General features: G+C 41.2%; 20 protein-coding genes. 9 read left to right on the forward strand and 11 right to left on the reverse strand.

The window, feature by feature from the left end; genetic code table 11:
* Window positions 1-61: 61 nt before the first annotated feature.
* Window positions 62-2,365, forward strand: coding sequence for a hypothetical protein (locus PUQ00_RS19535; RefSeq protein WP_300419674.1), 2,304 nt, complete (start codon window positions 62-64; stop codon window positions 2,363-2,365).
* A gap of 186 nt (window positions 2,366-2,551) precedes the next feature.
* Here PUQ00_RS19535 and PUQ00_RS19540 read toward each other — a convergent pair whose 3' ends face one another.
* Both PUQ00_RS19540 and PUQ00_RS19545 read right to left on the reverse strand, forming a co-directional pair.
* Entirely contained in the window at window positions 2,552-3,286 is a 735-nt protein-coding gene (locus PUQ00_RS19540; RefSeq protein ID WP_300419675.1) for an amino acid ABC transporter ATP-binding protein, read from the reverse strand.
* The gene (locus PUQ00_RS19545) at window positions 3,279-4,769 is read right to left on the reverse strand and encodes an ABC transporter permease subunit (protein WP_300419678.1); all 1,491 of its coding nucleotides are present in this window, start codon (window positions 4,767-4,769) and stop codon (window positions 3,279-3,281) included. The genes PUQ00_RS19540 and PUQ00_RS19545 overlap by 8 nt, the downstream gene beginning before the upstream one ends.
* Window positions 4,770-5,423: 654 nt before the next feature.
* On the opposite strand from PUQ00_RS19545, the gene PUQ00_RS19550 reads away from it, so the two are divergent.
* Window positions 5,424-5,630, forward strand: a complete 207-nt coding sequence (locus tag PUQ00_RS19550; protein ID WP_300419720.1) for an FAD-binding protein — start codon at window positions 5,424-5,426, stop codon at window positions 5,628-5,630.
* Window positions 5,631-5,745: 115 nt separating this feature from the next.
* On the opposite strand, the gene PUQ00_RS19555 is transcribed toward PUQ00_RS19550, so the two are convergent.
* The 4 genes from PUQ00_RS19555 to PUQ00_RS19570 form a co-directional block, all read right to left on the reverse strand.
* Window positions 5,746-6,411, reverse strand: a complete 666-nt coding sequence (locus PUQ00_RS19555) for a glutathione S-transferase family protein (RefSeq protein ID WP_300419681.1) — start codon at window positions 6,409-6,411, stop codon at window positions 5,746-5,748.
* 67 nt (window positions 6,412-6,478) lie between these two features.
* Window positions 6,479-7,600 carry an aryl-sulfate sulfotransferase gene (locus tag PUQ00_RS19560; RefSeq protein WP_300419683.1) on the reverse strand — a complete coding sequence of 374 codons (1,122 nt, stop codon included), beginning with the start codon at window positions 7,598-7,600 and terminating at the stop codon, window positions 6,479-6,481.
* A gap of 108 nt (window positions 7,601-7,708) precedes the next feature.
* Window positions 7,709-8,746 carry an NADP(H)-dependent aldo-keto reductase gene (locus tag PUQ00_RS19565; protein WP_300419686.1) on the reverse strand — a complete coding sequence of 346 codons (1,038 nt, stop codon included), beginning with the start codon at window positions 8,744-8,746 and terminating at the stop codon, window positions 7,709-7,711.
* A 333-nt stretch (window positions 8,747-9,079) separates the two neighbouring features.
* Window positions 9,080-9,736, reverse strand: coding sequence for a class I SAM-dependent methyltransferase family protein (locus tag PUQ00_RS19570; protein WP_300419689.1), 657 nt, complete (start codon window positions 9,734-9,736; stop codon window positions 9,080-9,082).
* Window positions 9,737-10,132: 396 nt separating this feature from the next.
* Between PUQ00_RS19570 and PUQ00_RS19575 the strand changes: the two genes are divergently transcribed.
* The 7 genes from PUQ00_RS19575 (at window position 10,133) to PUQ00_RS19605 (ending at window position 17,975) form a co-directional block, all read left to right on the forward strand.
* On the forward strand, window positions 10,133-11,266 hold the full coding sequence (locus PUQ00_RS19575) for a substrate-binding domain-containing protein (protein ID WP_300419691.1): 1,134 nt from the start codon (window positions 10,133-10,135) through the stop codon (window positions 11,264-11,266).
* Window positions 11,267-11,815: 549 nt separating this feature from the next.
* On the forward strand, window positions 11,816-12,781 hold the full coding sequence (gene nifH, locus PUQ00_RS19580) for a nitrogenase iron protein (protein ID WP_300419693.1): 966 nt from the start codon (window positions 11,816-11,818) through the stop codon (window positions 12,779-12,781).
* 414 nt (window positions 12,782-13,195) lie between these two features.
* Window positions 13,196-14,599 (forward strand): nitrogenase iron-molybdenum cofactor biosynthesis protein NifE, encoded by a 1,404-nt coding sequence (gene nifE / locus PUQ00_RS19585; RefSeq protein ID WP_300419695.1) that lies wholly within the window; start codon window positions 13,196-13,198, stop codon window positions 14,597-14,599.
* Complete coding sequence (nifN, locus tag PUQ00_RS19590; RefSeq protein WP_300419698.1) at window positions 14,599-15,909, forward strand: nitrogenase iron-molybdenum cofactor biosynthesis protein NifN; 1,311 nt, start codon at window positions 14,599-14,601, stop codon at window positions 15,907-15,909. Before nifE ends, nifN begins: the two co-directional genes overlap by 1 nt.
* A gap of 199 nt (window positions 15,910-16,108) precedes the next feature.
* Window positions 16,109-17,032: a type I restriction endonuclease gene (locus tag PUQ00_RS19595; RefSeq protein WP_300419701.1), complete on the forward strand. Its 924-nt coding sequence runs from the start codon at window positions 16,109-16,111 to the stop codon at window positions 17,030-17,032.
* Between the two features lie 87 nt (window positions 17,033-17,119).
* On the forward strand, window positions 17,120-17,488 hold the full coding sequence (locus tag PUQ00_RS19600) for a hypothetical protein (RefSeq protein WP_300419704.1): 369 nt from the start codon (window positions 17,120-17,122) through the stop codon (window positions 17,486-17,488).
* Between the two features lie 124 nt (window positions 17,489-17,612).
* Entirely contained in the window at window positions 17,613-17,975 is a 363-nt protein-coding gene (locus PUQ00_RS19605) for a hypothetical protein (RefSeq protein WP_300419706.1), read from the forward strand.
* A 391-nt stretch (window positions 17,976-18,366) separates the two neighbouring features.
* Here PUQ00_RS19605 and PUQ00_RS19610 read toward each other — a convergent pair whose 3' ends face one another.
* The 5 genes from PUQ00_RS19610 to PUQ00_RS19630 all read right to left on the reverse strand — a co-directional run bounded on the left by PUQ00_RS19610 (window position 18,367) and on the right by PUQ00_RS19630 (window position 23,711).
* The gene (locus PUQ00_RS19610) at window positions 18,367-19,563 is read right to left on the reverse strand and encodes an acyl-CoA dehydrogenase family protein (protein WP_300419708.1); all 1,197 of its coding nucleotides are present in this window, start codon (window positions 19,561-19,563) and stop codon (window positions 18,367-18,369) included.
* Window positions 19,564-19,587: 24 nt separating this feature from the next.
* On the reverse strand, window positions 19,588-20,622 hold the full coding sequence (locus tag PUQ00_RS19615) for an ABC transporter substrate-binding protein (protein WP_300419711.1): 1,035 nt from the start codon (window positions 20,620-20,622) through the stop codon (window positions 19,588-19,590).
* Window positions 20,623-20,668: 46 nt separating this feature from the next.
* Window positions 20,669-21,430: a class II aldolase/adducin family protein gene (locus tag PUQ00_RS19620; RefSeq protein ID WP_300419712.1), complete on the reverse strand. Its 762-nt coding sequence runs from the start codon at window positions 21,428-21,430 to the stop codon at window positions 20,669-20,671.
* A gap of 29 nt (window positions 21,431-21,459) precedes the next feature.
* Window positions 21,460-22,569, reverse strand: a complete 1,110-nt coding sequence (locus PUQ00_RS19625; RefSeq protein WP_300419715.1) for an LLM class flavin-dependent oxidoreductase — start codon at window positions 22,567-22,569, stop codon at window positions 21,460-21,462.
* 71 nt (window positions 22,570-22,640) lie between these two features.
* A complete protein-coding gene (locus PUQ00_RS19630) occupies window positions 22,641-23,711 on the reverse strand; it encodes an aliphatic sulfonate ABC transporter substrate-binding protein (protein ID WP_300419718.1) in 1,071 nt (356 codons plus the stop codon).
* Window positions 23,712-24,152 lie beyond the last annotated feature (441 nt).

Here is a 24,152-nt window from a genome sequence, read left to right on the forward strand (position 1 = left end):
TCGCGTCTCTAGAAAAATTTTAGGTGGCAAATTAGCACTTTATAGCAAGTACTTTAATAATATGTCTAATCCACTATCCGTTATTATCAATCCGCCTGGAATTCAATATGGGATGCCAGGAGATATTGTATCACTTTATGCTGTGGTGATTAATGAGGGCGACCAAAGTGCTGTTATCGACTTATTTTTTACTTTTGATGAGACATTTCAAAAAATCAGTGGCTGGTCTGCTTCTCCAAAAGCTAGTTTAGCAGTGGCACCGAAAGAAAGTAGCAGCGAAGTTACGTTTAATTTTGAAATCCCAGTTGATGCTTTAGCGGGTACTTATGATTATACTTTTGTCGTAGATTCTCCAGAACACTATCCGCAAGATACTCCAATAAACTTTCCTGGGCAACTCAAAGTTTTGCTCAAAGAACAAACTATTATCCGCGCTTTTGACCCAACTTTTTCGATTATACCTGCCACAAATCCAAATAAACTTATAACTTATAGACTTGACCAACCTTTACAAGTGGTGATAAAAGTCGAAAATCGCTCGAACCGTGTAGACAGATTTCGCTTGACGTGTCCAGATTTAGATGAAAATTGGTTTAAAATATCTTACCCTGCTAGTGGGTTCGAGGGAGTAGGCTTATTTGATGTTAATGCACTGGAACTTAACCCTAATTCTGAAGGTGAAATCTCTTTAGAATTTCGTCCTCCTATTGATACTCTCGCTGGTAGCTATTCTCCAACGATTCGCTTGCTTTCAGAAAATAATCCAGACTTAACACTGCTAGATTTAATATACATTAATTTACCGGCAAACTATCAGTTAGGTATAGAACTTAATACTACTTTAGGAAAAGTTAGCCGTAAAGATGGCATCTATGAATTAGTACTTAATAATCAAGGTAACTTGATACGGGAACTATTTTTTGATGCGAAAACAAGGGATGAAGAAGAACTTTGCACCTACAAATTTAACCCTACTGAATTAAAATTATTACCGAATATAACCGAAAAAGCAATTCTTCGAGTTAAACCACGCCCTTGGTGGCGCCGACCATTTTTCGGTCAATCTTTACCGATCAATTTTGAAGTTAATATTACAGATAAGCAAAGCTATCCTTTGGCTAACGCATCTCCTCAAGCCACTTTATTATGGAAAGCGCGTCCTTGGTGGCAATTTTTACTGTTAATTTTACTAGGGTTGGGGTTATTTACGGGTATTGCATATATGATTTGGAGACTTTTGCACCCAGACCCGTTAAGAATTGAAAGTTTTAGTAGTGATAACCCAAAAATAACTGAAGGTAATGAAGTTAACTTAAACTGGAAAATTGATAATTATAAGAGACTGAAAAATCTAGTAGTGATAACTAAGAAACCACCAAATAATGACCCTATATTCAATTATGATAACAATAGTATTAATCAGTTAATTAATAAAAATCAGAATAATCCTAATCCTCCCTGTAATGTAACCCAAGAAGAATTAATATGTAATCGCGTTCCCACTGGAATTAACGGAGCAGGTGAATACGTTTTTGAACTCAAAGCTTCTTATCTACAAAATCCACCTTTTTTTAACCGTATAATTGAAACCGATCCTAAAACGGCTGAAGTGGAAGTTGCAAAAAAAGAAATAGCAGAAGTAGTAGAATTAAAAGCAAATAAACGACAATATCAAAAAGGCGAAAAAGTAAATTTGAGGTGGAAAATTACACATCCAGAGTTAGTTTTTAAAGTTATAATTCATCTCAAAACTGCTGATAATTTAGAACCAATTCAGCCTGTAAACATCCAATTTCAAGATAAAGAAGGTAAAGTGATTAACGACCCTAAAACTCAGAATATTTGTCGACAAAATTCTCCAGATAGACAATTCTTTAAATGCAGTATTGATATTTCAGTCAATAAAATTGGACGTTTTATTCCCGAAATAATAGTTGAAACTTTTAAGGTATTCGATAGAAATAGTACTAAACAAGCTGACAGTAAAATTGAAATAGTAGCAAAACCTTTCAAGATTGCATTTTTCAAAATAAATGGCAAAGATAGCACCGACCAGGCAAATATAGTTTTGAATGAAGGAGAGAACGTTGCTTTAAGCTGGAACGTAGATGGAGAAAATATTCAAGTTAAACTCGACCCCTATGGAAATGTGAAACCTATTGACACAAAGTCATTTCTTAATATCAGTAACTTTCCCCAAAAAGTCGCGCTTCAAGTAACTGATGCATCTGGTAAACAGGAAGAAAGAGCATTTTTTATCACCGTTAAATCGAAACTCACTCCGAGGTCTAACTTAGTTACACCTGCTCCCTCACCTACACAAAATATCTTTAAACCTTTTCCTCGTTCTAACTTATCCCGTTAAGTCTCAAAAAGCTTGCTCCTAAAGGATTCTGGATAAACCACAGCATATACGGTACAGTGATTGAAATTAGATATTTAAATTATTTTTCTTGAGCAATCAAATAATGTTAAAAAAGCAAGAGGCGACAGGTTAAAAGGTATTGAAAATTTTCCTTTTCTTGGTGGACGCGTTGGCATTAAAAATTAACTAAAGCATTTTTTCTAAGAATTGCTTGGCCCTTTGGGACTGAGGATTTTGAAAAAACTTGTTGGGAGTAGTATCTTCTGCTAAAATCCCTCGATCGAGAAACATAATTCGACTAGCTACAACTCTAGCAAACCCCATTTCATGGGTAACTATCGCCATTGTTATCCCTGTTTGAGCTAAATCTTTTATCACTTGGAGCACATCTTTGACCATTTCTGGGTCTAAAGCAGAGGTGGGTTCATCAAATAGAATCATCTCTGGTGACATTGCCAAAGTGCGGGCTATAGCTACCCTTTGTTTCTGTCCCCCTGATAGTTTGGATGGAAAAACATCTGCTTTTTCCTCTAAGCCCACCTTTGTTAATAGCTCCATCCCTTTATTTTGGGCTAATTGCGGATCTACTCCTTTCACTTTGATCGGAGCATAGGTGACATTTTGCAATACTGTCATGTGAGGAAATAGATTAAAGTGTTGAAACACCATCACCAGCTGTTGACGAACCTTGGCAATGTTTACCTTGGGATGAGTGATTTCTTGCTCTTGAAAATAGATTCTACCTTTAGTGGGGCGTTCTAACAAGTTCATGCACCGCAGAAAGGTAGATTTACCCGAACCAGAAGGCCCAAGAATAGCAACAACTTCTCCCTGGTGAATCTCTGTAGAAATATCTTTGAGTACGTCGAGTTTGCCAAAAGATTTACACAAGAATTCTGTCCGAATTATGACTTTACTCACTTTGTCTTAACTTCCTTTCTAAAACGGATGCACTCCTAGTCAGACCCATAACTAAAATATAGTAGATGAACCCCGCAAACAGCAGAGGTTCAAAATAAATATACTTATTTGCACCAACAATTTGGGCACTGCGTAATATTTCCACTACACCAATTGTTGATACCAAAGCTGAGTCTTTCAACAATCCAATAGTTTCATTCACCAATGCAGGTAGAATGTTCTTCAATGCTTGGGGCAAAATTATGTCCCACATCATCAAGTGATAAGGAACACCCATAGACATCGCCGCCTCAGTTTGTCCTTTGTCTACTGCTTGAATTCCACCCCGGATGGTTTCTGACATATAAGCCCCAGAGTTGAGGGTAAAAGTTAGCACCCCTGCTTCTAAAGCCGAGATATCATAACCTGTCAACTGGGGTGTGGCATAGTAAACCAAAGCCAACTGTAACAGCAGGGGCGTGCCTCGAAATACGGAGGTGTAGGCGTTGGCAAGCCAGGTGAAAGGCTTGATGCCAGTGATTTTGCACAAAGAAAGAACTGTACCCCAAATTAACCCTAGAAATACTGACAAGAGCGTAAACAACAACGTCAAAGGGATGCCTTTGAGGATAAAAGGAATGTCTGGGATAATTCTGGTAAAGTCTAAATTTAGCTCGTTTTTAGCAGGAGGTTTAGAAGATGTAGCGGTTGCTCTTGTTTGCGAAAACCATTTAGTGACTAATTTTTCTAGTTCTTTTTTGGACTTCATTTGTTGCAGGACTTTATTAAAAGGTTTGACTAAGCCTGAACCTTTAGGAAAAGCGATCGCCGAGCCACTCACCTCGTCAGAGGGAATAACATTAAACTCTAAATCTGGGTTGGCTTGGGCGAATCCTCTAGCAACCGTGTCCTCAACAATTGCTGCATCTATTCGCCCCGACTTGATTTCCTGAATTACTTCTGGTACTCTATTAAGTTGTTTTAGCTGAATACCTGTAACTTTTTGGGCAATTTTTTTAGCATTTTGCTCTTGGATAGTCCCTAGTTGTACCCCAACTTTTTTAAAAGCTAGGTCTTTGGTCTGTTTGAGATTGCTATTTTTAGGAGCGACAATCGTATCTTTTGCTTGGTAATAAATAATTGAAAAATCAACATTTTTCTGACGTTCTGGGGTGGGAGTCATGCCAGCCATAACAAAGTCAGCCCGCTTCGCTTGCAGTGCCGGAATTAATCCATTAAAATCTGATTCTATTACCTGGAGTTTGAATCCTAATTCTTGAGCAAGAGTCTTGGCAATATCTACATCAAAGCCAACAATTTGCCTCTCTCCCTGCTTAGTATCATAAAACTCATAAGGTGGATAATCTGGGGAAGTAATCATCGTCAGTGTGTCTTTGCCTAAAGATGAAGCTGCTTTTAAAGAATGGCTATAACCTGTAATGATACTAATTAATGCCATTGTTACAAGCAGCATCGTTAATAACCATACTTTTCTTTGATTCATGAATTTGATAATTATTTAGTCGTGTAGATAGTTTTTAATTTTATTAAGATGATATCTAATATCATTAGCTGTAGAAACATTCTTTAATAATTTGGCGGTGTTCTCAATACTATCTCCACTACTGGCTGCTTTTATAAGATATAAAAAAATTTTTGGTTTACTGATAGAGGTCATCGTGCAGCTGTAACACAAGACTTGGTGTGAAAGGGATATAAGCGTAGCTAGTGTGAATGCTCGTCAGCAGCAATTTCTTGTTAAGAGCGATCGCTTGACTACCCATTAAATTACTTTTGCTGCCACTTTACCTAATGCTCCCTCCAAACAGCTGGTAAATTCTGATCAGCGATGCCTAGTTTGGGCTGTGACGCTTGAACACGAACAGTGTGTCGCAGACAAGACTCGCTGTTTGTGTTCGGTGACGCAACGGCAGTTCCAACCGAATATCAAATAACTTGAACAATTTTGATGGGGAAGTTAAGCTCACAACTTGTTCCAGATTAAATTTGTACAACTTATTTTTACATGATGCCTTAGCTCGCATTGTCGAAGATGGCACCGATGACGAATTACTAGCAAAAGGTGGTGCTTACTATAGTTCTGAAAAATGCAGGCGGGTGGATTTTTGCCTGTAGAAGCCGCTCACAGTGGCAAAGTATGAAGTTGACTGCCAAAAAGGAGGACAAGGAATTGCTAAGAGTCCATAGCGAAAATGAACTAGAATTAACTGCTGACGTGCTGGTAATTGGTGGTGGCCCTGCCGCCGCATGGGCAGCATGGGCAGCCGCATCCCAAGGTGTCAAAGTAATCATTGTATCTTTAGTTTTTCGCCACTCAAAAAGATTTTGGGCGGCGAAAACTTAGGCAAAGATAAAATTATTTTGACTTTTTACGGGGTGTAATGCGTAAACAGTAAACTCAGCGAGTTGCTCACGAAACTCGCTGAGTTTATTAGATATGTCAATTCTGTAACGCGACGCTATGCAGCAACAGGAGTAGCAAATCTAGCATATCGCTCTATGTAGAACTCCTTACTATTAGTGATCGCCACCACCGAATCACGTTGTTTTAAAGCCTTTTTCCACTGACGTAGACGAGTAAATTCCTCTGGTAGCGCCAAACCTCGATAGTGCTTCAGTGCTGACCAACGCTCAAACCAGGGATAAAAGGTAAAATCAACCAGACTGACGGATTCACCAAACCAGTAGGGCCCGTCTCCTAATGACTTCCCTAGACCTTCATTTTCGATAAATTCTAGATGTTTGTATAGTTCCTGTTTAGCTGCTTCTTGCTGTTGGATATCGGGACTACGCAAGAGAGCAGAAAAAGCTGGAACAAATCTAGTATTGGCAAAATCAATCCAGATGCGAGCCTGGGCTTTAGCAATGGCACTGCTAGGCAAAAGAGGCGGATTAGGAAATACCTCATTAAGATATTCGTTGATTATTGCCGATTCCCAAACTCGATGATTATTATGTGCGATCGCAGGTACTTTTCCATAAGGAGAAATATCTGTAAATCCCTCCGGCTTGTTGCTTAAATCAATCTCAATCAAATTAAAGTCGATACCTTTTTCTTGCAACACCAAGCGCGAACGGTGAGCATAAGGACAAACAAGCGCACTATATATCTTAATTTCAGCCATGTTAATATTCCTCTATGAATAGAATTGGTTTATTAGCAGAATTCCGAATCAAAATCCTCCTGCCTTTTTAAAGCCAAGGCACTTCTTCAGCTGCATAACGGAAGGCGCGGAAGACTGAATTTTGCTCCCCACCCGCCACTGCTGATTTCTCACCAAGATTTCGAGCCGCAAAGTGGGGGTTGATATATTCCCAAACAATCTCTTTTGTAACTGTCACCTCAAATATGCGGCCAAAAGCACCTTCTGTAATTAAAGTGTTGCCATTCGCTAGACGCTGTGCGCCTGATATATACGAACTGAAGAAATTTTGAGGTGGGTTGTCGGTGTACTCCCAAACTATTTCTTTAGTTTGACGGTTGACTTCAATTACACGAGAGAAATTTAGCGCCGTGTGACGGCGATGTGCGCCATTGTCAAAAATCAGTATATTGCCGTTAGCTAATTCGTTAGGAAAGTGCTGCTGTGCTAATACGTCATCTGCAAGTGTCCAGATAATCTCTCCTGTGTTGCGATCGATAATTACGACGGTAGAGATGTTACGAAAGCTCACTATAATATTGCCGTCAGCGAGTTCGCCTACAGTATTACCATGAGTCCATTCATGTCTTTGATCCTGGGGAGTGATGGTAAAAATATCTGGATTTAGATGTTCGTGGGCGTGCCAAGTCCAGACAATCTCACCAGCAGGAGTAACTTCGTAAAGCACATCAGCATAGATATCACCGTCTGCTTCTGTTCCCGGTACGCCGCCTTTGATCCGAGGAATCAAAGATTGAGGTATCTTTTCAATGGCTAATAAAATGGTATTGCCGTTACGTAGTCTGCGCCCATCGTGATGATGATCTGGATGTTTGTACTCCCAGATAATATTTCCCTTAGGATCTGCCTCTAAGACAACGCCACCTTTAAAAGCCGCCCACAAAGGAAAATGTGGCGGAATATCTAGTGTCTTACCATTATAAAAAAGGTTGCCGTTAGGTAAGAGATAACCATATAAACCTGGTGAATACGGCAGATTCCACTGATGTACCACTTCTCCTTCTAGATTCAGAAGATAGACTTCTCCGTTACCGGTAAGTGGAGTAAAAAGTGTATACCCTTTGAATACTTTGTCAGGATTATAAGCCCTTAAACCAGTACCCCGCCGACGAATACTATTTTGGTCAACTGGTGCTGTTGCGATCGTCATAATTCTAAGTAGCTATCATGAATTGTGTAGACTAATAACGTCTGAAAAACTGACTAGGAACTGTTTTTAACTCCTAAATTTAGATTGCTTTGTCGATTAATCGCGTCTCTATGGTGCTGGACTCGGATATTGACTATGAACTGCGTCCAATTCTGAGAGAATTTCTTTGTCGAGAACTACATTGATACTTTCTATATTCTCTTTGAGTTGTTCTAGTGTGGTAGCACCAATAATTGTACTAGCGACAAACCAACGACTTCGCACAAATGCGATCGCTAATTGTGCAGGACTTAGTTGATGGCGTTTGGCAATTTCTACATAAGCTGCTACTGCTTTGCTAACATTTGGTTTTAAATATCGTTGACCAAAGTTTTCAAACAAAGTAACTCTCGCTTTCTCTGGTTTACCGTTGAGGTATTTACCAGTTAAATAGCCAAATCCCAAAGGACTATAAGCTAGTAAAGGAACGTTTTCGTTATAAACTGCTTCTGCAAGTGCGCCATCAAAAACTCGATTGAGTAAATTGTAGGCATTTTGAATCGATACAACTTTGGGTAATCCTAATTGTTTAGCTGCGTGACTAAATTGTGCAACGCCCCAAGGAGTTTCATTACTTAAGCCGATATAGCGAATTTTACCTGCATTGATGACATCAGCAAAAACTTCTAGTTGTTCAGTGATCGGAACTATTTCCTTTACCTGAGAGGGGTCGAAAACTGTTTGCCCAAAACGAGGGACATAGCGATCGGGCCAATGGATTTGATATAAATCAATATAGTCCGTCTGTAATCTTTTCAGACTATCATCTACAGCTTGTTTGATATTGTCCCGGTCAATTGCTTCTGCTCCATTACGCAACCATTTAAAGCCTCGACCCGGGCCCGCAATTTTAGTAGCAATTATTAGTTGATCTCGCTGTTGATGTTTTAACCATTCTCCAATGAAAGTTTCAGTTAAGCCGTAGGTTTCAGCACTGGCTGGTACTGGGTACATCTCAGCCGCATCAATGAAGTTAATTCCCTGTTTAATCGCATAATCTAGCTGCTGATGGGCTTCTTCAATAGTATTTTGCTGCCCATATGTCATAGTACCAAGACAAATTTCGGAAACTTTTAGGTCACTATTACCTAGTTGGTTGTACAACATATTTTGTGATAATTTTATTATTGAATTGACAAGTTTTATTGAACAATTTGTATTGCTCAATAATTACTGCTTAGGCTGCAAACTCTTCTTATCTTAAGAAACAATGATAATTCTTTATATAATACTACGGTATATACATCAAATTACCTCTGTTTAAATAAAATTCAGGAACTAATGTTAACAAACATCTATTTTGATATTCTGTAAACTGCTGGGTATTGGTGCAGTAGAAGGAAATTCTCCTGCCCTCTTTACCCTACGCGCAGAGGTATTTTTTCTAGCAGTCTCTAAAAGTTCTTCCCAACTGGATACTGTGTTTTGAATAGACATTTTTTACCTCGCTTTACTAGGAATGCCGGAAAACACAAATAACTGTTGCTCTTTGGGTTGAGCTAAATTTTCACCAAGGTATCGATGAAGACCTACACCCATGTCTCCTGTAGCAGTGAACTTGAAGTTCACTTCCTCAAATTCAGATGCACCTAAAATTTTCCGCACATTTTCAGAGTAGGGAATACCGTTAGAGTGTCCGCGAGTCCAGATCACAAACGCACCTGGTTTACTCAGAAAACTCAAGTTATCCAGTAAGCGATTGAGTTCAGTTTCATCAGCAAGATTGCCAAAGACACCACATACAATCACAATATCTGCTGGTACTGCTTCTACGTAGTTAGTGGCAAGAGTTGCATCACCATTGATAAACTCAATTTGCTTGGCTAAACCCAAAGATTCTATAGTTGCTCGTCCATGTTCAACTAAATTTGAATTTATTTCCACAAGTCGTGCAGAAACATCCTTCGCACGGGGGTGATTTTCTAAGGTTCCTAATAAATCTCGTCCATCACCCGCGCAAACACTCACTATCTGAATAGCTCCCTCTGGTGAGTTATTCAAGCTATAAGCAATGTATTCCCGCACGATTTCTAGACGCTGTTGCAATTTTGGCTCGGTCTTGTAGAGTTCGTGCCATTCATACCAATCTTTTGGCATAAGGGGTAATTCCCATTTGATGCATACTGTGTTGTTATAAACTACGCTTAGTCTACCGAGTAACTGTAGTTTACAGATAAAGGCAGCGTATCATAAAAATTCATCTAAAATCAAGTTCGAATATTGCTGGATTGCTTTAGCCGTTGATCAGAGGGTCTGATGAGCAGCACTTATATGGCGAGGGTTTATTATAAAAAGCAACCACCTGCAAAAATAATTTGCGCTTCGCAAGCAAATTGGCAATTGATGTGATAATCTTTTTATATGGGGAATCAAACAGCGAAAGCAGAAAAAGTCTTCAAAGAGAAATAATATAAACTTAAAGACCACACTTTCGCCTTGGCAGATGCAATGTTTAAATCCGCTACGGCTTTTTGAAACTAACAGACAAAGCCAATGAAGCAGGATAGTGACCTCCGTAATAACTTGAAGTCGATTAGAACTCGCTTAGGCATGAGCCAACAAGATTTGGCTAACATCGCTAGTGTGACTCGTCAGACAATTAGTGGTGTAGAGTCGGGACAATATGCTCCCTCAGTAGCCATAACACTTCGCTTGGCTAAAGCGCTTGGCTGTCAAGTTGAGCATCTATTCTGGTTAGAGCGAGATTTACCTGAAATTGAAGCCTTTCTTGCCAAACCTGTTCCTAATGGTCAGCAACTGCGAGTTAGCATGGCTCGTGTGGGAGGACAATGGATAGCTTATCCCTTGATTGGTAAGGATGCTTTTCGTCAAGACATGATTCCGGCCGACGGTGAAGCCATTAGCCAAACAGGCACAAATAAAGTTCAAGTCAGGCTACTAGACGATAATCTTGACACACTTCACAACACGGTTGTGATTGCTGGTTGTGCGCCTGTAATTTCACTATGGGCAAGAGCCACCGAACGCTGGCATCCCCAATTGCGAGTCCAATATAACTTCGCTAATAGCATGGCTGCATTGCATAGTCTATGCCGAGGTGAGGCGCACATCGCTGGGATGCATCTGTATGATCCTGAGACTGGTGAGTATAATACTCCCTTTGTTCGAGATGCTCTGGCTGGGAGGGAAGCAGTTCTGATTACCCTTGGTGTCTGGGAGGAGGGACTTTTGTTGAAGTCAGGGAACCCAATGGGAATTAGAACAGTTACTGACTTAGTTGCAAGTGGAAGGACTATTGTCAACCGCGAAATAGGTTCTGGTAGTCGGATGCTTTTGGAACAAACACTCCAAAAAGAGCAGATACCGTTCGATGCTGTTCAGGGCTTTGACAATATACTCAAAAGTCACCAAGATGTTGCCCAAGCTGTAGTCGGAGGAGTTGCCGATGCTGGTATTAGTACGGCATCTATAGCTACCGCTTTTGGGCTGGGATTTATCCCTTTACATCAGTCACGATATGATTTGGTGATTCTCAAGGAATATTTAGAAGAAGCACCAGTACAGCAATTGCTCAGTACTTTGGGACATCGCATGGTTCACTCACAATTTGAAATTCTCGGCGGTTACGATATCAGTAAAATCGGGGAAGTTGTAGCGACTGTTTAGAGTGGATTGCAATGGTTGGTTGTGTGGTTTAGGGAAAACTTGGCGTCAATTTAAATTCCGGCTGCAACCACTGTTTAGGTATAAGCAACCTTCAGGGGATTACAACAACTGAAGGTTGTTGAATTCATAATTCGTAATACTCGCCTCCGGCGAGAACCAAGCTACGTAATTCGTAATTAAGGAATTCGGATTTAATCTGGATTTCCAGTTTGGAATCTGTAACTTTCTTTTTCGCAATTGGTATTACTACTGCCAGAGAAATGATTTGAATGAGCGGATGGTAATACTTTCAATATTCCTTGAGTGATGTCTTATCGCTCTAGCCATTTAGTCAGAAAAAAACAATGACTAATGGTCAACGAAAACTGACCAAAACTTGAATATGTTCTTTCTTCGGACTCTTTTTGCTGTAGAACGAGCACCTCCAATGACGTTCTACACATGGTCACTGTTGTAACTTGACAGCGCGAGTACCTCCGATAGGCACTTTGTGCCAACGCCTTATAAACCGACAGACCCACCAAACAAACAACTACAGGATCAATCATCATGTCCGACGGAAAAATTAGACAAATTGCTTTCTACGGTAAAGGCGGTATCGGTAAATCTACTACCTCCCAAAATACCCTGGCCTCTATGGCGGAAAAGGGTCAACGCATCTTGATTGTAGGTTGCGATCCTAAAGCTGACTCTACCCGATTGATTCTGCACTGTAAAGCCCAAACTACCGTGTTGCACTTAGCTGCTGAACGGGGTGCTGTGGAAGATATTGAACTCGAAGAAGTGGTAATCACTGGCTTCCGGGATATCAGATGCGTAGAATCAGGTGGGCCAGAACCTGGTGTAGGTTGCGCCGGTCGGGGTATTATCACCGCTATCAACTTCCTCGAAGAAAACGGCGCTTACTCAGATGTAGATTTCGTCTCCTACGACGTATTAGGCGACGTTGTGTGCGGTGGTTTCGCCATGCCAATTCGTGAAGGTAAAGCCCAAGAAATCTACATCGTTACCTCTGGTGAAATGATGGCGATGTTTGCAGCTAACAACATTGCTCGTGGCGTTCTCAAGTACGCTCACACTGGTGGTGTACGTTTGGGTGGACTGATTTGTAACAGTCGTCAAACTGACCGGGAAGACGAACTGATTAGCACCCTGGCAGCCAGATTGAATACCCACATGATTCACTTCGTCCCGCGTGACAATATCGTGCAACACGCTGAATTGCGCCGGATGACGGTGAACGAGTACGCACCTGACAGCAAGCAAGCTAATGAATACCGCACATTAGCGGACAAGATTATCAACAATACAAATCTTACAGTTCCTACACCCATCGAGATGGATGAGCTAGAAGATTTGTTGATTGAGTTCGGCATCCTTGAAAGTGAAGAAAATGCTGCAAAAATGATTAGCCAAGCAGACGCTGCTAAAAAGCTAGAAGACACTCAAGGCGAAGCACTAGAAGCACTGAAAAAAGGAAATGTAGAAATAGTTTCTGGTAGCGAGAAGAAGTAAAGTTCTTGTTCAGACTCCGATGCTAAATACAGAGTAAAGTCTGCCGGCCAGATACTCGCGTCCCTAGAGCTTTACGTAAATATCAGGTGGGCCAAAATAGCCCACCCTCTGACCAATCCTTGAAAATGGAGGTTATGGAATAGCTGATCTTAACTTTGTATGTTTGAACTTCACCGTGTTAACAGTAATCATCTAAAATGTACACGGCAACATTAATACTTTAATGGTCTAGTTCGTGTTTTTGTTTTCTCCTTCTCTAACCTAGTTGATGTTGATGTTTTAGGGAATGGCAAATTCTCTTGCTCATTCCCTTTTTTTCCATATTTTAGATACACAGTTAAGAAATAAAAATTATTTTCAGCCTTTGGGAATTCAGTTAATACCTAATAACTTCTACCTATTGTCATCAAACAAATGAACCCCACCCCAGGAAAAATCAACGATTCACTCAGTGACTCCAATTCTGAAGATGCCCGTCAGCAGCAGATACGGCATAAAAAAAAGTCCTCCACAGAATTACCCCAACCTGGAACTACTCAAGGGAGTTGCGCTTTTGATAGTGCAATGATTACCCTAGTACCAATCACCGATGTTGCTCATGTAGTTCACGGGCCAAGCGGCTGTGCTGCCAGTATTTGGGGAAGTTACAGTAGTCTCTCCTCTGGTTCGATGCTGTACAAAATACGCTTTACCAGCGACATAGATGAGAACGATATCATCTTTGGTGGAGCCAAAAAGCTGTACAAAGGCATTTTAGAATTAGAAAGACGCTACAAACCTGCGGCAGTATTTGTTTACTCCACTTGTATCACCGCCCTGATTGGGGATGACATAGAGGGAGTTTGCAAAGATGCCACCGAGAAAACAGGAATACCCACTATCCCTGTACATTGCCCTGGATTCATCGGGAACCAAAATTTGGGCAACCGTGTCGCTGCTGAAGCAATGCTTTCACACGTTATTGGAACAGCTGAACCAGATACTACTACACCCTATGACATCAACCTAATTGGTGAATACAACATCGCAGGTGCAATATGGAATGTTCTACCGTTATTGGATAAATTAGGTATCAGAGTTTTGGCAAAAATTACAGGCAATGCTGTCTACAAAGAAGTTTGCTATGCCCATCGTGCCAAACTTAACGTGCTCCTCTCCTCCAAAGCACTAATCAACATGGCAAAAGGGATGGAAAAACAATATAGCATTCCCTATATTGAAGAGTCTATTTATGGTGTAGAGCAAATCAATCAGTGTCTAAGGAGCATTGCCGCAAAATTGGCTAATCCTGATTTGCATGAACGTACAGAAAAGCTAATTGTAGAAGAAACTGCTGCTTTAGAAGAAAAACTCGCTGTTTATATCACCCGATTGGAAGGTAAACGCATTATCCTTTCTACTGGAAGTTTCAAAAGTTGGTTAATTATCTTTACGGCTAAGAAATTGGGGATGGAAGTTATTGCTATTACTACTAAGAATAATACTGAGGAGGATAGAACTAGAATCAAAAGTTTGCTGGGTCAAGATGGCATAATTCTAGAACAAAATAGTTCTGAAGAAATTCTACAGATAATTAACGAAAATCAAGCTGATATGTTAATTGCTGATAAATGCCATCAAGACACTTCTCTCACAGCTAAGATTCCATTCCTAGACATTAATCAAGAACGGAACCATCCCTATGCTGGCTATATGGGAATTTTAGAGATAGCACGAGAACTGTATGCCGCTTTTTACAACCCTGTGTGGGAACAAGTATGTCAGCCAGCCCCGTGGGAAGCAGGGGAAGTAGGAAATTCTCAACAGGAGGACATTTGATGGCAATTATTAGCGTTACGAGTACATCAGTTGCAGTTAATCCCCTGAAGCAAAGCCAAACTGTGGGTGCAGTTTTAGCCTTTTTGGGATTGAAGGGAATCATGCCTTTATTACACGGTTCTCAAGGCTGTACTGCTTTGACTAAGGCAGTATTAGTACAGCATTTCCGTCAGACGATTCCCCTTTCCAGTACAGCGATGACAGAAGTTGCAACCATTTTGGGTGGCGAGGAAAGAGTTGAACAAGCAATCCTGACTTTGGTGCAGAAATCCAAACCAGAAATTATCGGTCTTTGTAGCACTGGACTCGTGGAAACCAGAGGTGATGATATGGGGCGCTTTGTCAAAGAGATTCGCCACCGTCACCCAGAACTGGATTATTTACCAATTGTGCTTGTCTCTACACCGGATTTCAAAGGTACATTACAGGATGGCTTTGCTGGTGCAGTTGAGAGTATAGTCAGGGAAATTCCCCAAAAAAGCTCCAACCAAAATATTTATCCCACACAAATCACTATTTTGGCGAGTTCTGCCTTCACACCAGGGGATATACAGGAAATCAAAGAGATTGTCACCTCTTTTGGACTCGTACCTATTGTTATACCTGACCTGTCTGGCTCACTAAATAGTCATATAGAAGATAACACTAGTATGATCGCAGCTAATGGCACTACTTTGTCACAGTTGCGCTCAATTGGCAGTTCTGTATTCACTTTGGCACTAGGTAATAGTATGCGGACTGCGGCGCAAATTTTGGATCAGAGATTCAATATACCTTATGAAGTATTTGGTGAACTGACGGGACTAGCAGCAGTAGATAAATTCCTGCAAGCTTTGGCGGATATTAGTGGTGTCAGCGTACCCCAGAAATACCGCCGTCAACGCCGTCAGTTACAACATGTGATGTTGGAAAATCACTTTTACTTTGGTTGCAAGCGAGTTTCTTTGGCGTTGGAACCAGATTTACTTTGGTCAACAGTTTCTTTCCTGCGATCGCTAGGAGTTGAGATTCACTCAGCAGTGACAACAACACGCTTTCCTCTGCTGGAAAAACTTCCAATTAAGAGCGTTACTATCGGCGATTTGGAAGACTTTGAACAACTGGCGGTTGGATCTGATTTGCTAATTACCAACTCTCATGGAGTTGCGATCGCTCAACGCTTAAAAATTCCTCTCTATCGTCAAGGGATTCCCATTTTTGACCGCTTAGATTATGGTCAGTTTACCAAGGTTGGCTACCGAGGTACTATGCAGCTTTTATTTGATATTGGCAACCTGTTTTTAGAGCAAGAAACAAAGGTTAAGCATTAATACAGAGCCAATTCTAACTGTTTCTCACATTATTACCAGTAATATTGGTAATATGTATCACTAGATACAATCTTGCAAAGCAATTTTAGCTTTGATAGTTACTGAAAAGCCGTATACGTCCATTAGTGAATATACCAACCAATGTCAGCAAGCTAGGCGCGAGCTTCTGCATTGACTCAAATTAAATCTTCTACAGTTGATGAATCCAGCACAGCTAAAAAAACCAACTGCCAAAGCGAGTCGTGTTACAAGAAAACTTCGTCGCCGTTTTGACCTTAGACGATCTGTCATGCCTGCGGCATCATCTTTGCTCACCTGGTTTGAGGTTATTGGCTACACAGTTTTGTTAGAGTCAGATATTGCTTTGGGTAAGCATCAGATAGAGCGCAGCAATTATACTGAGGTGATTTTGTATCAGCGCCTTCATAGTGCTTTGCAGAAAATTAACCCGACAAAACCGGATGAAGCGATCGCCGCAGCTATCCATCAGGTTATTTGCATTCCGAGTTGCAACTTCCTGGAAAATAACCACCGCTTTCACAAATTGTTGACCGATGGTGTGCAAGTTGAATACCTGTATAACCAAGAAATAGTTCATGATTTTGTATGGCTCATTGATACGTCTAATCTACTGAACAATGATTGGCTAGCTATTCATCCCTTGACTATAGTTGAGGGGAGTTATACTCACTGTCCTGATGTCGTTGTCTTTATCAACGGTTTACCCTTGGCAGTTATTGTCTCGATTCAGCCAAGTGATCCACAGACGACTTTCAAAAAAGGTTATCAGCGAATTCAAACCTACATTGAACAAATACCAAAGCTGTTTGACTACAATATATTCCTAGTTATTACTTATGGAAATCGGGCACGAGTCGGTACATTAACCTCAGACTGGCAGGAGTTTTTACCCTGGCGCACGATTGATGGTGAGGATTTTCCTGCCAAGGGCGCAACTGAACTAGATGTGATGATTCAAGGCATTTTTGACAAACGGCGTTTCCTAGAGCAAGTATTGCATTTAATAGTGTTTGAGGAGAACGAAACCAGTATTAGTAAAAAATTGCTTCGCCGACCTTTTTGTACTACACAGTACCCCAAAAAATCTTCGCGCCAAGGTTAGTAAATGCTGAGTTCTCAGTGATTAGCAAAAAAACTAATTCCTAATTCCTAATTCCCAATTACTACTTTCAGCATGAAAGTTATAACTATGAACACAAGTTGGTATGAACAAGAGCTAGTCAAAGAATTCAAAACGGTTATTGCTGATTCTTTCCCACAAGTTGAGGAATTGCTAAAACACTGTCATGTTAAACTCATCGAGTCTTACTGGGGAAGACCTCGTGTTCACTTTCTGCCATACTTTACAATTTATTGCCCTGACAATCTGATTGCTGCTGTCAAAGCCCAGATATCTATACTCAGGGAAGTAGCAGAATATGCAGGATTAGTTGAGGTTATCTGCCTAAATGCTACACATCTGCTGCGAGATCCGATGTCGAAGGTAAAGCAGACAGATGCTCGTTTGTGGTTAGAACTACAATGGCTTGCAACACAAGAACAAGAACACTTGCTATGAAAACCCGACTTCGGGTACAACTACGAAAATGCTTGTTGCGCCATCTTTGAGTAGATGGCGTGATTAAAACAGGCAGAAAGCTTGTAGTTTTTGACTAATAATTCCTAATCCCTAGTTATTTACTATGAATAAATCCCCCCTTCCCGCAGATGATTTGCCTCCAACTGGAGCACCTATACTTAATGAGTTATTCTACAGGCAACTAGAAGAAGCTACTTGCAGGCGATTTTATCAAGCCTGCGGCCCAATAATGCGAGTTTTACTATCAAATTGTCACTGGTATTTCAAAATAAATACTAGTCCTCTGATGTTAGTCATTATCTGCTATGACATAGAAAGTTATCTGCATATCGTCGATGCTATTCCCCAGTTCATCAAAAAGTTGCAGCAGTTTTCCAACAAAGCCAAAATTCACTTTTTTACACCAGATGATAAAGGAGAACCTTGGGAAATCGAGATTGAAGAAACATCAGATGATCAAGCCTAGTAGTCCACTACAATAGACATCTCCGAAAAAGAATGTAGAGACGCGAAATTTCGCGTCTCTACAAGGGTAGGACTTACGCAATAACTCTCTGAAACCTTATTCCTTTGTGTCCTTTGTGTCCTTTGTGTCCTTCTCTAACGAGACGCTGCGCGAATGCGGTTCGTTTTTTCATGATTTTGCGTAAGTCCTGAAGGGTTCTAGATAATGCCTGTTTAATTTCTGGAGATGTCTATTGACTTCAGGCTGTTGCAAAGATTCACGTCCAGTTTCATGAGGTTGTATCTCTGCGTTAAAAAAGCCGCAGCAGACAAACTTAACCTGCCAGGGCAATAGTAAGGTTTTTTAGTGTACTGCACATTGCAAATTAGTTGAAATTTTATATCTTATATTTTTAACTTTTAATGCTCAATGCCGACTTACCCAAAGACAAACAAATTACATCATTTTGGGGTGTATGAATACGGCTACAAAGAACATCTCTATAATGTCTTTCAAGCGGATTTTTTTTCGATAGACCTGGATTTCCAACCAGTTTTAAACCAATTTCTACGGCTTGAATGGCATTACTTGTAGCCAAATATTTCACTGTTTGTGCTTGCAAATTAACATTCGGCTCGTGTTCACCTTTGTCAATATCTGCTGCCAGACTGTAAATTAATCGATGGTTGGCATATAGTAATGCTTCAATTTCACCAACAGATGTTTGAAAATGGGGTAAAGTTGCTAGACTGGCACCTAAATTAGTAGGCGATCGCTCATTTAAATAATCAACTAACCAGTCTCGTGCTGCTGTTGCTACCCCTTGATACAACGCACTTAAGAACAAACTACCAACTGCCAACATTAAGGGATCGGGTTGTGACCAAGCTTTTACAGGGTAGACATCTAAGGCATACTCTGTGGGAATGTAGGCATCTTCTAGAATCAAATCGTGACTGCCTGTTGCCCGCATCCCCAAGTGATCCCAAGTTTCCACAATCTTGACCCCTGGAATGTCACGAGGAATTAAAAAACTCCCTACTTGCTGTTCATCATCATCTGTCCGCGCCCAAACTACGAAGTAACGCAAAATCGGACTGCCAGTAGTGTATTGTTTATGGCCAGTTATTAACCAACCATCAGATGTACGTTTGGCAATTGTTGCAGGTAATCCTCCTCTGGCTGGTGTACCTAATTCCGGCTCCACACGAGCAGCATTTAGCAAAGCTATACCTTGCACAGACTCCCGACACAGCTTTTCATAGACAGTGGGATGCCAGCGTCGGTGTCGGGCGGCGTTAGTGTGTTGTAAGTAGTGCATCGTCAGCACTAGGGCAGTGGAAGCATCACCACTGGCTAGCTTTTCAATCACCCGACAGGCTGTGGTATATCCTACAGCCAGCCCACCAAACTCTACTGGTACAGTCAGACTCAATAATTTTGCTTTGTGGAGAGCATCAAAGTTTTCAAATGGAAACGAACTATTGCGATCGTGGATGGCGGCGCGGGTGGCAAAATCGGCAGCAAGAGAATCAACCAGATCCAAGAGATTGGGCGACAATTTTGCTGTTGAGATCACGGATGCTTCTAAAACAGGTGATTTTGACATTTAGCTTTTTACTCCTTGCGGCAATTATTGGCATTTGGCAATATCTTCGTTAAAACTGCTGTCCCAAAGTTGTTTCACATCAACTTTTGTGGAAATTACACCCGCTTGAAAAAAGGTATCAGCAACCTTTTGCTGAGAAGCAATAGCTTCATCAGAAATAGGAAGTAATTCTTGGCGACGCTGTTGTAGTCCTTGCTTGGCATCCTCATAAACGATGCCTTGATCAACATCAATGGTATTTGCATAATTCTTCGACCATTGTTTGAGATGAGATTCCCGCCAAGTTTGAGATTTTTGCAAACGACAGAGAAAATCAGCGATCGCAACTTTCTTTTGGGGATCGGCGATCGCATTGGGTGAAGCAATAATCACGAAGTTACCACTCAAAATATCTTTTGCAGATTCCAGCACCCGCGCCCCTTCTTTTTTGGCTTGGGGGATGGAGTAACCGTAGGTAGCCCAACCATCAAGCTGTCCTTTACGAAAAGCAGCTAGTCCATCGGGTATCGATAAAGGAATTGCATTGATATCCTTCAGTGTTAGCCCGACTTTTTCCAACATTTTAATCAGGAAGTAGTGGGCAGTCGTAGCTTTAACGTAACCCACTTTTTTACCTTTAAGATCGGCGATCGTTTTGGCAGTCGAGTCCTTGGGTACGAGTACAACTTGACCAATCGTCGGCCCTTTGAGAGTGGCAATAATTTTTACGGATGCTTTCGATTCAATCGCAAAAATCGGCGGAATTTCACTAGCAGATCCCAAGTCAATCGCACCAGCATTGATTGACTGTACCATCAAATTACCCCCAGTAAACTCAGTAAATTGAGTTTGATAAGGGAAATTATCTAGTTTAGCTAACTTTAAATTTAAGTCCCAGCCACCTTTAGATTTAGCAACATGCAGTTCAGTTGTATTCGATACTGCGATTTGGGATGAACTAGGATTAGCAACGATGGTTGCCGGACTGGTAGACTTAACCTCTGAGCAAGCTGTTGTTGCTAGGGCTAACAAGCAACCCAGAGAGAAGAAAAAATTCTGCCGCAGCCAATTGGTAAACACGTTAATTTTTGGGTATAAAAAGACAACAAAGAAAAATAACCACCAACTACTCTAGTAAGCCTGGTTCTTCGCCCACAATTCGGTCGTAGAGTGGCTGAAAACTAAACCAACCGCCGGAATGGGTTCCTACTTGGTTATGAGTAAAAGTTGCTGTTTCGTGGTCAATGGGAAGTGGTTTGCCAGCTGCTTCTGCAAGTAGTTGGGCTTGAGCCGATCGCTCAAAAGAAATATACCAAAAAGCAGCTTCGTCTACTGTCTGCCCCACTGTTAAAAAGCCATGATTCCGCAGAATGACAGCTTTCTTGTCTCCCAAAGATTCAGCAATTCTTTTACCCTCGGAAGTATCTAAAACTACTCCTCTATAGTCATCAAATAGAGCGTGGTCTTGATAGAAAGCACAGGCATCTTGAGTTAGGGGATCGAGCAGGCGACTAAGACTTGACCAAGATTTACCATACAGAGAATGAGCATGAGCAGCTGCAATTATATCAGGCCGCGCCTCATGAACCTGTGAATGAATGGCAAAGGCGGCACGATTGACAGGAGCATTACCTTTGACTACTTCTCCTTCTCTATCAACCAAAATCAAGTCAGAAACACGGATGTGACCAAAGTACTTGCCAAGGGGATTTACCCAAAAATGGTCGGTAAACTCTGGATCTCTGGCGGTAATGTGGCCTGTTGTTCCCTCACTGAAGCCAAAACGAGCAAACAGCCGAAATGCCGCAGCAAGGCGTTGTTTGCGGTAAAGTCGTTCTTCTTCAACTCGTTCAAAGACTGGCGGTTGTGGTCTAGTGAAATTTGCCATAATTTTCTTTTTTTTGTTTCACAGGTAGATTAAGCTACGGTTGCTATTTGTCGTTCTTGTCGTTGTACTTGTTGACGTACCAAAGGAATCACATCTCGACCGTAGGCGATCGCATCTTCCACTGGGTCAAAACCGCGAATTAATAGTGTTGTCACTCCAGCTTTGTAGTAATCAAATAATGACTCTGCAACCTGTTCTGGAGTCCCCACTAAAGCAGTAGTATTACCACGAGCGCCAGTAGCAGCTGCGATCGGTGTCCATAAACGCTTATCATGAATTTCACTTTCCTTAGCAAAATCCAACAACCGCAATGAACCAACAGCTTGGGGTCGGAAAGAAGCACCAGCAGTTAATTGAATTCCAGCTTCCGCACGGGTTTCATTGATCCGTGAGAGAATATAACGCGCCTTTTCCCATGCTTTTGTTTCTGTTTCGCCCAAAATTGGACGCAAGGAAACACTAAACTTTAAATCTTTTCCAGGCGGTGCTGCGGCTTTCACCTCTGCAATCCGTTCTTTAATAGCAGCTATCGGTTCTCCCCAAAACGCATATACATTACTGTGCTTTGCACCTACACCCACAGCAGCATCAGAAGCACCACCGAAATATATCGGAATATGTGGTTGCTGTAAAGGTTTTACTTCCGAAAATGCTTGTTTGAGTTGGTAAAACTCCCCTTGATAATCGAAAGGTTCTTCACTCGTCCAAACTCGCCGCACAATATCAAGATATTCATCGGTACGGCGATAGCGAGTATCATGATCGAGCCAATCACCATCGCGCTGTTGTTCGGCATCGCTCCCACCAGTAATGATATGCACTGCAACGCGACCATTAGAAAAGTGATCTAATGTTGCTAATTTCCGGGCGGCTAAAGTGGGAGCCACAAAACCCGGTCTATGTGCAAGTAAAAATTTGAGTCGTTCTGTTGCAGCAGCCACATAACTGACTACATTAAAGCCCTCCGGCCCTGTAGAACTATAACCAACTAGCACTCGATCAAAGCCACCATCTTCATGGACTTTTGCAAATTTGCGAACATAAGCTAAGTCTATACTTCCTCCCGTAATAGATACGGTAGGGCTATGTAATTCCGACGCTTCTCGTGTACCAATCATCCCAATAAATTCCACAGACATATTAATTTTGCTCCAAATCTTTGTTATTTAAGTTTTTAGTGGCAGTTATTCTCCGCCTCTTTTCATCTTTTCTACCTAGCGGCAGTAGTTTCTAACGGACACACTGCCGTTGTAATATCTACTCGTTGCGGAATAATTTTTTGCTCTAGTAACCAGTCAGCTGTTTTCTGAAGATGGGCGATATCTTCAGGATTAAGAAATACGTAAGACTCTGGGCCTCGATTTTTCGTCACCTGCTTGGCTACCGCATCAGAGACTTTTAGCTGTTTAACTAAAAAATCTGATCCAGCATTACTATGTTGATTTAACCATTCACCATCCTCACTCAAAGCAGTGAGAGCAGCTTTCACGGCTACAGGATTTTCTTTACCTGCATCACCACGAACAACCATAATTCCGTAGGTAGGAGCAGGGTGTGTAGTGGTAATTCTCCGTGCCTTATGCTCTAATTGGGCAATGGAAATATAAGGTTCCCAAACTGCCCACGCATCAACAGAACCTTGATATAGAGTAGGTGCAGCGTCATTCGGTGATAAATAAACTCGCTTGACTTTATCTGAAGGAATATTTTCTTTTTCCAAAACTTTTAATAACAGATATTCGCCTGCACCACCTTGATTAACAGCAACTTTTTTACCCACTAAATCAGCCGGTTTCCCAATGGGAGAATCACCACGAACTAAGATGGCATTACTCAAAGAATCTGGACTAGGACGCTGTACAGAACCAATACAAAGAGGTTGTCCAGCAGCAATTCCAGAGATGGTAGGAATATCACCACATCCGCCAATATCTGCCCGATTACCATTGAGAGAACTTAAAAGCGTAGCGCAACGGTCAAATGGCCCACTCCATTCAACTTTAATATTTTGCGTGGCTAACTTACGCTCTAACTCACCTCGTTCACGCGCAATGGGAATAATCCCGCCTTTTTGATAGGCCAAGCGAATCACATTGTTTTTCTCTGTAGTTTTGGTAGTGAGATTTGAAGAGGAATCTGAGTTAACGGTGGCATTGATAGCTGTTTGTTGACTACAACCAGAAGCTATCAAACCAAGAAAAGACGCTGCGATCGCAAAGATTGTAATGCCAGAACATTTTTGTTTGTACTGAAAACGGTGTTCTTTTAAATAATTCACCACAATTTACTCCTTGGTATCAATTTTGAGGAGTTTAAGCAGCCATATATATGATAATAACGATTATATTACACTAAATCGATTGATTTACCGTAGTATTTAGAAAGAAGATACCACCTTTTGATCGGCTGATTTAGCGTAGACGCATCGCAGCATCCCACCATAGGTGTCACCTTTTCATCATCTGCTAACTCACTCGTTCGTCACCAACAGATAACGCTGAAATCCGAATGGCACGCTTGTAAAGCGCAAACCTTTAATAGTGCCTGGAAAAAATACCAACTTTACAGGTAAAATTTAGAAAAGTGTATAGACAACTACAATACTTGCTACCAATTAGGTGATAAATTTTACGACTGATAAAGAGGTAAAAAGCGATGAACTTAACACCCAGTGAGTTAGAACGCTATCACCGCCAAATGATGCTTCCCAATTTTGGAGAGG

It is taken from the genome of Nostoc sp. S13 (assembly GCF_029379315.1).
GTDB lineage: Bacteria > Cyanobacteriota > Cyanobacteriia > Cyanobacteriales > Nostocaceae > Nostoc.

Bases quoted from the DNA above. Each gene is read 5' to 3' on its own strand.
- PUQ00_RS19535 (WP_300419674.1), top strand. From the start codon at position 62: ATGTCTAATCCACTATCCGTTATTATCAATCCGCCTGGAATTCAATAT.
- PUQ00_RS19545 (WP_300419678.1), bottom strand. From the start codon at position 4,769: ATGAATCAAAGAAAAGTATGGTTATTAACGATGCTGCTTGTAACAATG.
- PUQ00_RS19550 (WP_300419720.1), top strand. From the start codon at position 5,424: ATGAAGTTGACTGCCAAAAAGGAGGACAAGGAATTGCTAAGAGTCCAT.
- PUQ00_RS19555 (WP_300419681.1), bottom strand. From the start codon at position 6,411: ATGGCTGAAATTAAGATATATAGTGCGCTTGTTTGTCCTTATGCTCAC.
- PUQ00_RS19560 (WP_300419683.1), bottom strand. From the start codon at position 7,600: ATGACGATCGCAACAGCACCAGTTGACCAAAATAGTATTCGTCGGCGG.
- PUQ00_RS19565 (WP_300419686.1), bottom strand. From the start codon at position 8,746: ATGTTGTACAACCAACTAGGTAATAGTGACCTAAAAGTTTCCGAAATT.
- PUQ00_RS19570 (WP_300419689.1), bottom strand. From the start codon at position 9,736: ATGCCAAAAGATTGGTATGAATGGCACGAACTCTACAAGACCGAGCCA.
- PUQ00_RS19575 (WP_300419691.1), top strand. From the start codon at position 10,133: ATGAAGCAGGATAGTGACCTCCGTAATAACTTGAAGTCGATTAGAACT.
- nifH (WP_300419693.1), top strand. From the start codon at position 11,816: ATGTCCGACGGAAAAATTAGACAAATTGCTTTCTACGGTAAAGGCGGT.
- nifE (WP_300419695.1), top strand. From the start codon at position 13,196: ATGAACCCCACCCCAGGAAAAATCAACGATTCACTCAGTGACTCCAAT.
- nifN (WP_300419698.1), top strand. From the start codon at position 14,599: ATGGCAATTATTAGCGTTACGAGTACATCAGTTGCAGTTAATCCCCTG.
- PUQ00_RS19595 (WP_300419701.1), top strand. From the start codon at position 16,109: ATGAATCCAGCACAGCTAAAAAAACCAACTGCCAAAGCGAGTCGTGTT.
- PUQ00_RS19600 (WP_300419704.1), top strand. From the start codon at position 17,120: ATGAACACAAGTTGGTATGAACAAGAGCTAGTCAAAGAATTCAAAACG.
- PUQ00_RS19605 (WP_300419706.1), top strand. From the start codon at position 17,613: ATGAATAAATCCCCCCTTCCCGCAGATGATTTGCCTCCAACTGGAGCA.
- PUQ00_RS19610 (WP_300419708.1), bottom strand. From the start codon at position 19,563: ATGTCAAAATCACCTGTTTTAGAAGCATCCGTGATCTCAACAGCAAAA.
- PUQ00_RS19620 (WP_300419712.1), bottom strand. From the start codon at position 21,430: ATGGCAAATTTCACTAGACCACAACCGCCAGTCTTTGAACGAGTTGAA.
- PUQ00_RS19625 (WP_300419715.1), bottom strand. From the start codon at position 22,569: ATGTCTGTGGAATTTATTGGGATGATTGGTACACGAGAAGCGTCGGAA.